General features: G+C 54.8%; 8 protein-coding genes. 2 read left to right on the top strand and 6 right to left on the bottom strand.

All coding sequences use genetic code 11. The annotated features are described in order from the left end of the window. Nucleotides 1–67 precede the first annotated feature (67 nt). From B2Z72_RS05150 to B2Z72_RS05125, 6 genes are all read right to left on the bottom strand, one after another. Entirely contained in the window at nucleotides 68–514 is a 447-nt protein-coding gene (locus B2Z72_RS05150) for a YeeE/YedE family protein (RefSeq protein ID WP_296986219.1), read from the bottom strand. Further along, complete coding sequence (locus tag B2Z72_RS05145) at nucleotides 511–921, bottom strand: YeeE/YedE family protein (protein WP_296986220.1); 411 nt, start codon at nucleotides 919–921, stop codon at nucleotides 511–513. The genes B2Z72_RS05150 and B2Z72_RS05145 overlap by 4 nt, the downstream gene beginning before the upstream one ends. A 299-nt stretch (nucleotides 922–1220) precedes the next feature. Then, the gene (locus B2Z72_RS05140) at nucleotides 1221–1763 is read right to left on the bottom strand and encodes a hypothetical protein (protein ID WP_296986222.1); all 543 of its coding nucleotides are present in this window, start codon (nucleotides 1761–1763) and stop codon (nucleotides 1221–1223) included. Between the two features lie 38 nt (nucleotides 1764–1801). Further along, on the bottom strand, nucleotides 1802–2632 hold the full coding sequence (locus B2Z72_RS05135; RefSeq protein WP_296986224.1) for a patatin-like phospholipase family protein: 831 nt from the start codon (nucleotides 2630–2632) through the stop codon (nucleotides 1802–1804). A gap of 64 nt (nucleotides 2633–2696) precedes the next feature. After that, the gene (locus B2Z72_RS05130; protein WP_296986226.1) at nucleotides 2697–3293 is read right to left on the bottom strand and encodes a PaaI family thioesterase; all 597 of its coding nucleotides are present in this window, start codon (nucleotides 3291–3293) and stop codon (nucleotides 2697–2699) included. A gap of 197 nt (nucleotides 3294–3490) precedes the next feature. Continuing rightward, nucleotides 3491–3895 carry an MmcQ/YjbR family DNA-binding protein gene (locus B2Z72_RS05125; protein WP_296986229.1) on the bottom strand — a complete coding sequence of 135 codons (405 nt, stop codon included), beginning with the start codon at nucleotides 3893–3895 and terminating at the stop codon, nucleotides 3491–3493. Between the two features lie 424 nt (nucleotides 3896–4319). On the opposite strand from B2Z72_RS05125, the gene B2Z72_RS05120 reads away from it, so the two are divergent. Next, nucleotides 4320–5621, top strand: a complete 1302-nt coding sequence (locus B2Z72_RS05120; protein WP_296986231.1) for a DnaT-like ssDNA-binding domain-containing protein — start codon at nucleotides 4320–4322, stop codon at nucleotides 5619–5621. Continuing rightward, nucleotides 5530–6219 (top strand): replication protein P, encoded by a 690-nt coding sequence (locus tag B2Z72_RS05115; RefSeq protein ID WP_296986233.1) that lies wholly within the window; start codon nucleotides 5530–5532, stop codon nucleotides 6217–6219. The genes B2Z72_RS05120 and B2Z72_RS05115 overlap by 92 nt, the downstream gene beginning before the upstream one ends. Nucleotides 6220–6392 lie beyond the last annotated feature (173 nt).

The following is a 6392-nucleotide window of genomic DNA, read 5'->3' as shown; positions in this document are numbered from 1 at the left end:
CTTAAGTGAACAGCATTGCGGCCATCGCCGGGTTTTGTATCATGCCAGCCCATAAGCCAGCCAGTATTTACTTCGCCGCTTTCACCGGCCCGATCACATGATGGGCGATGCGGTTACCGACCAGTAACGCTGCAACGAACAGCAGAATGTCCGGATCAAAATGCAGGATATTGACCAGTGCCGGACCCGGGCACAGGCCAACCATCCCCCAGCCGATACCGAACATGGCGGCGCCGGTCAGCAGACGCAGGTTAATGTTCTTCATAGTCGGTTCATGGAACATATCCGCACACACCGGCTGGCTGCGTTTTTTACTCAGACGGAAAGCAATGGCAAAAATCACCACAGCAGAACCCATCACCGCAATCAGTTCCGGCTGCCAGTGACCGAAAACATCGAGAAAAGCACGCACTTTCGCCGGATTATTCATGCCGGATACCAGCAGCCCCAGGCCAAAGATCATGCCGCTGAAAAAGGCCACCGGAATTCCGGCCCGGGTCATTTTGCCAGTCATAAACCACCTCCCAGCTGATCCATAATGGCGACGGTAATCACGCCCGCCACAATAAAGGTAATGGTGGCGACCATAGAGCGCAGAGAAAGACGGCCCATCCCACACACACCATGACCACTGGTACAGCCGTTACCGATATAAGTACCAAAGCCAACCAGCAGGCCAGCCGCCATAAGCAGTGCTTTGTTGTCTGTCATGGTGACAGGCGCATCGCCTCCGGCCACATAAAACACTGGCAACGCCAGCATCAGCCCGGCCATAAACCACAAAGCCCAATGGCGGGATTTATCCGCCAGCGCAAACAGGCTGGAGATCACGCCGGTCATACCGCTGATACGGCCAATTCCCAGCCACAGCAAAGACGCAGCAGCGCCGATTAAGGCACCACCAATCAGTTCGTAAGTCATTGAAATTCCTCAAACCAGCAGGTGCACACAACGCACTGCTGTATAGATATGCGAATACAGTGATATTAACTCAAGTGAAAGCCTGAGTCTTTCGCACGGGATTGAACGGTTAAACCGTTTTGTTATTGATTTATAACCAATGACTTATATCCCTATATTTCAATAGACTTCGCAGCGATAAGGCTGCAAGCAAGAAGGACAGCAAAAGAGGGGCGGCAAAATAAGGGACAGAAAAAGAGGACAGAAAGGCCGCCCGCTCAATAACAGAGCGGGCGATGTAATGATGGCGGGATACTAAATCAGGCAGCCGCGATCAGAACACAGACCAGGACACCGGCACCGCTGAGCAACAGGGTTTTGTTTTTCAGCATAGGCGACTGCAGACCCAGCCATAAACCAGACACCATAATAAAGACCAGCGCCGCAGCGAGGGCGATCTGCAGCCAGCGGAAAACAACCGGGCCATGGCCTTTATGCAGCTCAATCAGGCCGGCAATCACTGACGGCTCCGCGCGGATCACATCCAGCCCGGCGTCCGTTTCACGCAGAATGTAATAGGTGCGGCTGGTCGGGCGGGTCATGGCTTCACGGCCACGGTCTTTCACATAGGAATAACTGAAGTCATTGATACCAGCCTGCTGCAACAGGGCATCAAAACGCGGTTTCTCTTCACCTTTGTTAAACGCCAGCTTCTCGCCTGGCAGCTGAGCGACCTGTTCAGTATCGACACTGCCTTTGATGCCCAACAGGTAGAGGCCACCAGTGATGGCCATCAGCAGAATTGCCGGGGTGAAAAAAGCGGCCAGCCAGAGATGGATGGTGATCAGTTGTTTGCGCTGCACGGGAGTCTCCTGCGTTGTTATTCTTAAATGAGAATTATTCAGAACGCGGGATTATGCAGCCAATTGCGCCCCCTTTGAACCCCCTCCAGGTAGGCGGTATGCAGTACCTTGGTATCTGTGGTGAACTGATCCGCCGCAAAATCCTCCGGCGGGCAGATCTGATGGATCTCACAATCCGCTGGCGGCTGGTGGATAAAATCCAGCGCGCGGTTGTAGTCGTCGTGACGCTGCTGCAGGCGCCGGGCAATACCCGGGTATTTGCGCAGCAAAAGCGGGAAGAGTTTTTTCAGGCCATAGGCTTTCTTACGGTAACTGGCCGGATTCGAGCGCAGAATCAGCATTTGCCGGGCGCCACGGCGGTAAGCCTCCGCCACCGGAATGGAATCCGCCACCCCGCCATCGAACCACTGCCGTCCACGCAGCTCCACCTTGCCTTTATAAGCAAACGGCATGGTGCCGGATGCCTTAATCAACTGGAACAGCTCACCGGCCTGCGGTGACAGATAATGCGGATCGCCGCTTTGCGCACAGGTCAGCACCGCCAGCATTTTTGCCGCGCGCTCCTCTAACTGCGCCAGATCCAGCGGCAGCTCGCGCTCAGTAATGTCCCACAGCCAGTCGATATCAATCAGATCACCGCCACGCAGAAAACGCCGCCATTGTTTGAACTGCGGGCGCAGACAGTAATCCGTGTACACGCGGTAATTCCGGCCGTGTTGCTTGCCCAGATAGGCCGCCACATTGGATGCGCCGGCAGACACCCCGAGGAACCAGTCGAAGTCGAAATAATCCTGCTCAATAAACGCATCGAGAATGCCGGCACTGAAGATGCCGCGCATGGCGCCGCCTTCCACTATTAACGCTTTCATAACAGCAACACTTTCATAAACAAAGCGCTCACAAACAAAGCACTCCTGACCATCTTCAGCCGTCTCAGTCAGCGGCTTTGCTTTGCTGCGAGATCGAGAACATCTGCTGTAAACGCACCAGCTCCTCCTCAGGCACCAGATTCATGCTGGCAAATTTCTCCGGCGTAAACAGGGCGAAATCCCCTTCGGCCTTAGCTGCCTGCTGGCCTTTGGCGTTGATGATTTCCGCCGCCAGTGTCACCTTGCGCTCGCTGCTGTGTTCAGCAATCCAGCCGTAAACCGTGACCGGCTCTTCCACGTACAACGGCAGTTTGAAGCGCACTTTGATATCACGCGTCAGCAGAAAACGATTGAGGAAATGAATGCCCGTCCAGGCCATCATCTCATCCAGTGCTGTGGTGATGATGCCGCCGTGTACCAGCTTGCTCCAGCCACGCAGATGAGCAGGCACCACCAGATTGGAGCGCATTTTCTCACCATTGGTGGAGAACTCCATCTTCAGCCCCATGCTGCTTTCCTGCCCGCAGGCAAAGCAATGTGGATCGTAACTTTTCAGCTCACGCCAGGCGGGCTCCGCACTCCCGACCTGGTTGCTATCAGTGGTGATGTTCGGAGCGGAATCCGTTACCTCAAGATCCGTATCCTGCGTGTCATACGACATAAAAACCTCGTCTGTTGAATGCGCCGACTTGTTCATCTACCAAGCTCGTTCATCTGGCCAGCCTGCTATGCAGCCGTCCAGCCAATCATTTTTCACTATGAGCCATAAAGTATGGGTAAATAGTTTTATCAGCAAGCTCAGGAAAACAATTATTCCTCAACCGCGGTTAACCCTGTGTTCTGCTGCTTCATTAAGCATCAGCCGAGTTCGTGATAGCCCAGCGCCTGCTCTGAATATTGCGTTTCCAGATGGCGCCGCCGGGCACGCGGCAATTTGCTGACGATCAGCGCATAAGAATGATCCGCCAAACGCTCGATCTCGCTGTCGGGTACGTCGCTGTCCAGCAGCACCGTATTCCAGTGCTTTTTATTCATGTGGTAACCGCCACTGATGCCGCTGAACAGATCGCGCAGCGCCTGTGCCTGTTCAGGGTTACATTTGAGGTTTACGCGCGGGCCGGACGCATCCCCCGCACCTCCTTCTGAAAGCAGCGCGAACATCTTACCCTCGACCTTATAGACCCAGGCCTGCGGACCAAACGGGAAATCCTCCACGACTTCCGGCTTGGCCAGTAAATAAGCGCGCATTGTGTTGAAATCCATCGTTCTGCCTTATCTCCTTCCGCCCTGTTTCTTTCTGTCTGGTTTCCGTCTGCCCTGTTTCTTTCTGCCGTGTGTCTTTCTGCGATTTGCTGCTGTCAGGCGCTGGCCGCCAGTGTTTGCCATACACAACGGTCGCTTAAGACGGTGCTGAAACACCCTGTCTGATCGGCCGAGTGTTATGAGCTATCGCCCCCTGCGACTCAAAATGGGTACAATAGCGGGCTGAGCCGGCAGCCCTTTCAGCGCTGCCCGCACGGCTGTTATGCTGAGCATCAGTATGAGCATGGTGTCAGCACAGTGCTTGCTCAGCGCAGCAACCCGGTACTTGCCCAGCACAACAGGCACAGTACACCAGGCGCACGACACGCAGTACAGTAAGCAGCAGCTCAATATCCGGACACACCCGATAACCAGTGGACCCAGTATGCCCAGTCACCCGCTGTTCAGCGACAATACCATAGCCTTATCGGCAACCCTGGCCGCCACCATTGGCCTGGAAGAAGCCGTACTGCTGACGGTGCTGAACGATGCTGCCCGCCAGCAGAGCCAGAGCTATGCGCGCATCAACAATCAGGTGCTGCGCATGCAACTGCCGTTCTGGGATGACGTCAGTATCCGTCGGGTGCTGCGCAGCCTGTGTGATAAAGGGCTGATTGCCCTGCAGGGCGCGATGTTCCCAGATAGCGACACCCTGATCTACACCTTCAGTGCTCAACAGGCAGCCGCTCACACAGAACAGACGCCTGCGCCACCACAGGCCGTTGCGGCGAACACACAGTCGCCAGCCAACACAGCAGCGCATAACTATGCGCGTGCAGAGACTCAGCCATACAATCAAAGCCGTCCAGGCCACCAGAAAGAGCCATTGTCCGGCAGTTGGCAGCCACAGGACGATACCCTGCAGCGCCTTGAACAGCACGGAATTCCGCGCAGCTTCAGCTGCTCACAGCTGGATACCTTTATGCTTGCCGGTCAGGAACAGGGCGCCAACCGCAACGACTGGAATACGCGCTTCTTCCGCCATGTAAAAACCCAGTGGGTGTATCAGCAGAATGACGCACTGAAAAATCAGCGCGCGCTGCAGCGCTCGTTCAATCAGGGCAATCTCAACAGCGGCAGCACGGGGCCAGAACACAACCCGGCAACGCGCTCTGCCAATGCCCATCCGGAACGCACCGCCTTTCGCCCGACGCAGGAAGAAGCAGGCCCTATCGCCCACGACTGGCAGCCCAATAACGACGCCTGTCAGATTCTGACCCGCGCCGGCATCGATCCTCAGTTTATCGCCGATGCCGTGCCCGAGTTCGTGCTCTATTGGGCCGAACGCGGTGATGCCTTCAAAACCTGGAACAGCAAATTTATTCAGCACGTGCGTCAGCAATGGGCGCGCTATTCCGCTTCGGTAGAGTACTCCCCTCTGCCGACCCGCATCGCGGAAAACTGGCAGCCTTCACCGGACTGTTTTGATATTCTCACCATGGCCCACATTGATCGCCGTTTTGCTGAACAGCTGGTGCCGGAATTTGTGCTCTACTGGCGCGATTCCAATCAGGTACACAACAGCTGGAACAGCCGTTTTCTGCAGTACGTAAAACAACAATGGGGTAAACGTTTAGCCCAGTCAGGAGAAGCCAATGGACAATCAGCCAACCGCCAGCAAGGTGCTCAACCAGGTTACGCAACAGCTGAAGCAAGTATCCAGCGGCTCAAAGACACCAGCTGGTAAACGTGGCGCTGCAGCCAGCGCCGCCAACCAGCAACGCGAAGCCACCGTTGAACAGAAAGAAGCCATCAACCAGATCTTTGAACTGTTCCGCTTCAACTACCACAACCAGTTTCTGAAAGCCTTCCCGGACCTGGAAACCATGAACATGGCCAAACGCTTGTGGTCACGTTTACTCGGCGAATACAGCCCGGAAGTCATGATGCGCGCCGCTGAAAGAGCGGTAAAAGAAAGCAGCTTTCTGCCTAATGTGCACGAAGTACTGGCACGCTGCGACGTCGCCGACGTACTTGGCCTGCCCTCCGCCCATGCTGCCTATATGGAAGCCTGCCGCGCCCCATCGCCTAAAAAAGACTACAACTGGAGCCATCCTGCTGTGTATTTCGCAGCGCGCGCCAGCGACTGGTTTTTTCTCGCTAACACCATCGAAGAACAGGCCTTCCCGGTATTTAAACGCAATTATGAAATCCTGCTGCAGCGCCTGCAGAACGGGGAAGAAATAGAACTGGAAATCCCCAAAGCATTACCGGAAGAAGTAGTGCATCCACTACCAAGAGAAGAACAGCATAAGCGCCTGCAGGAGCTGAAGAAGCTGGTTTAGGGGGCAGGTTTTCTGACTCTGGAATAATTGAAAAGAAGAAGCACCTGAACAGGTGCTTTTTTGTAGCGTATTTTTTAGATGATGATTATTGGCCAGCGAGTAGGCGATAGCCATTAAGCTTTACAGAGGTAGAGGGATACGCAGTGATAATATGAATTAGTTCAGACCTGATC

The sequence above is a fragment of the Thalassolituus sp. UBA6592 genome (assembly GCF_002433655.1).
Lineage (GTDB): Bacteria > Pseudomonadota > Gammaproteobacteria > Pseudomonadales > Oceanobacteraceae > Venatoribacter.
Note: the sequence above shows the minus strand (reverse complement) of the source record. Positions and strands in the feature narration are given on the sequence as shown.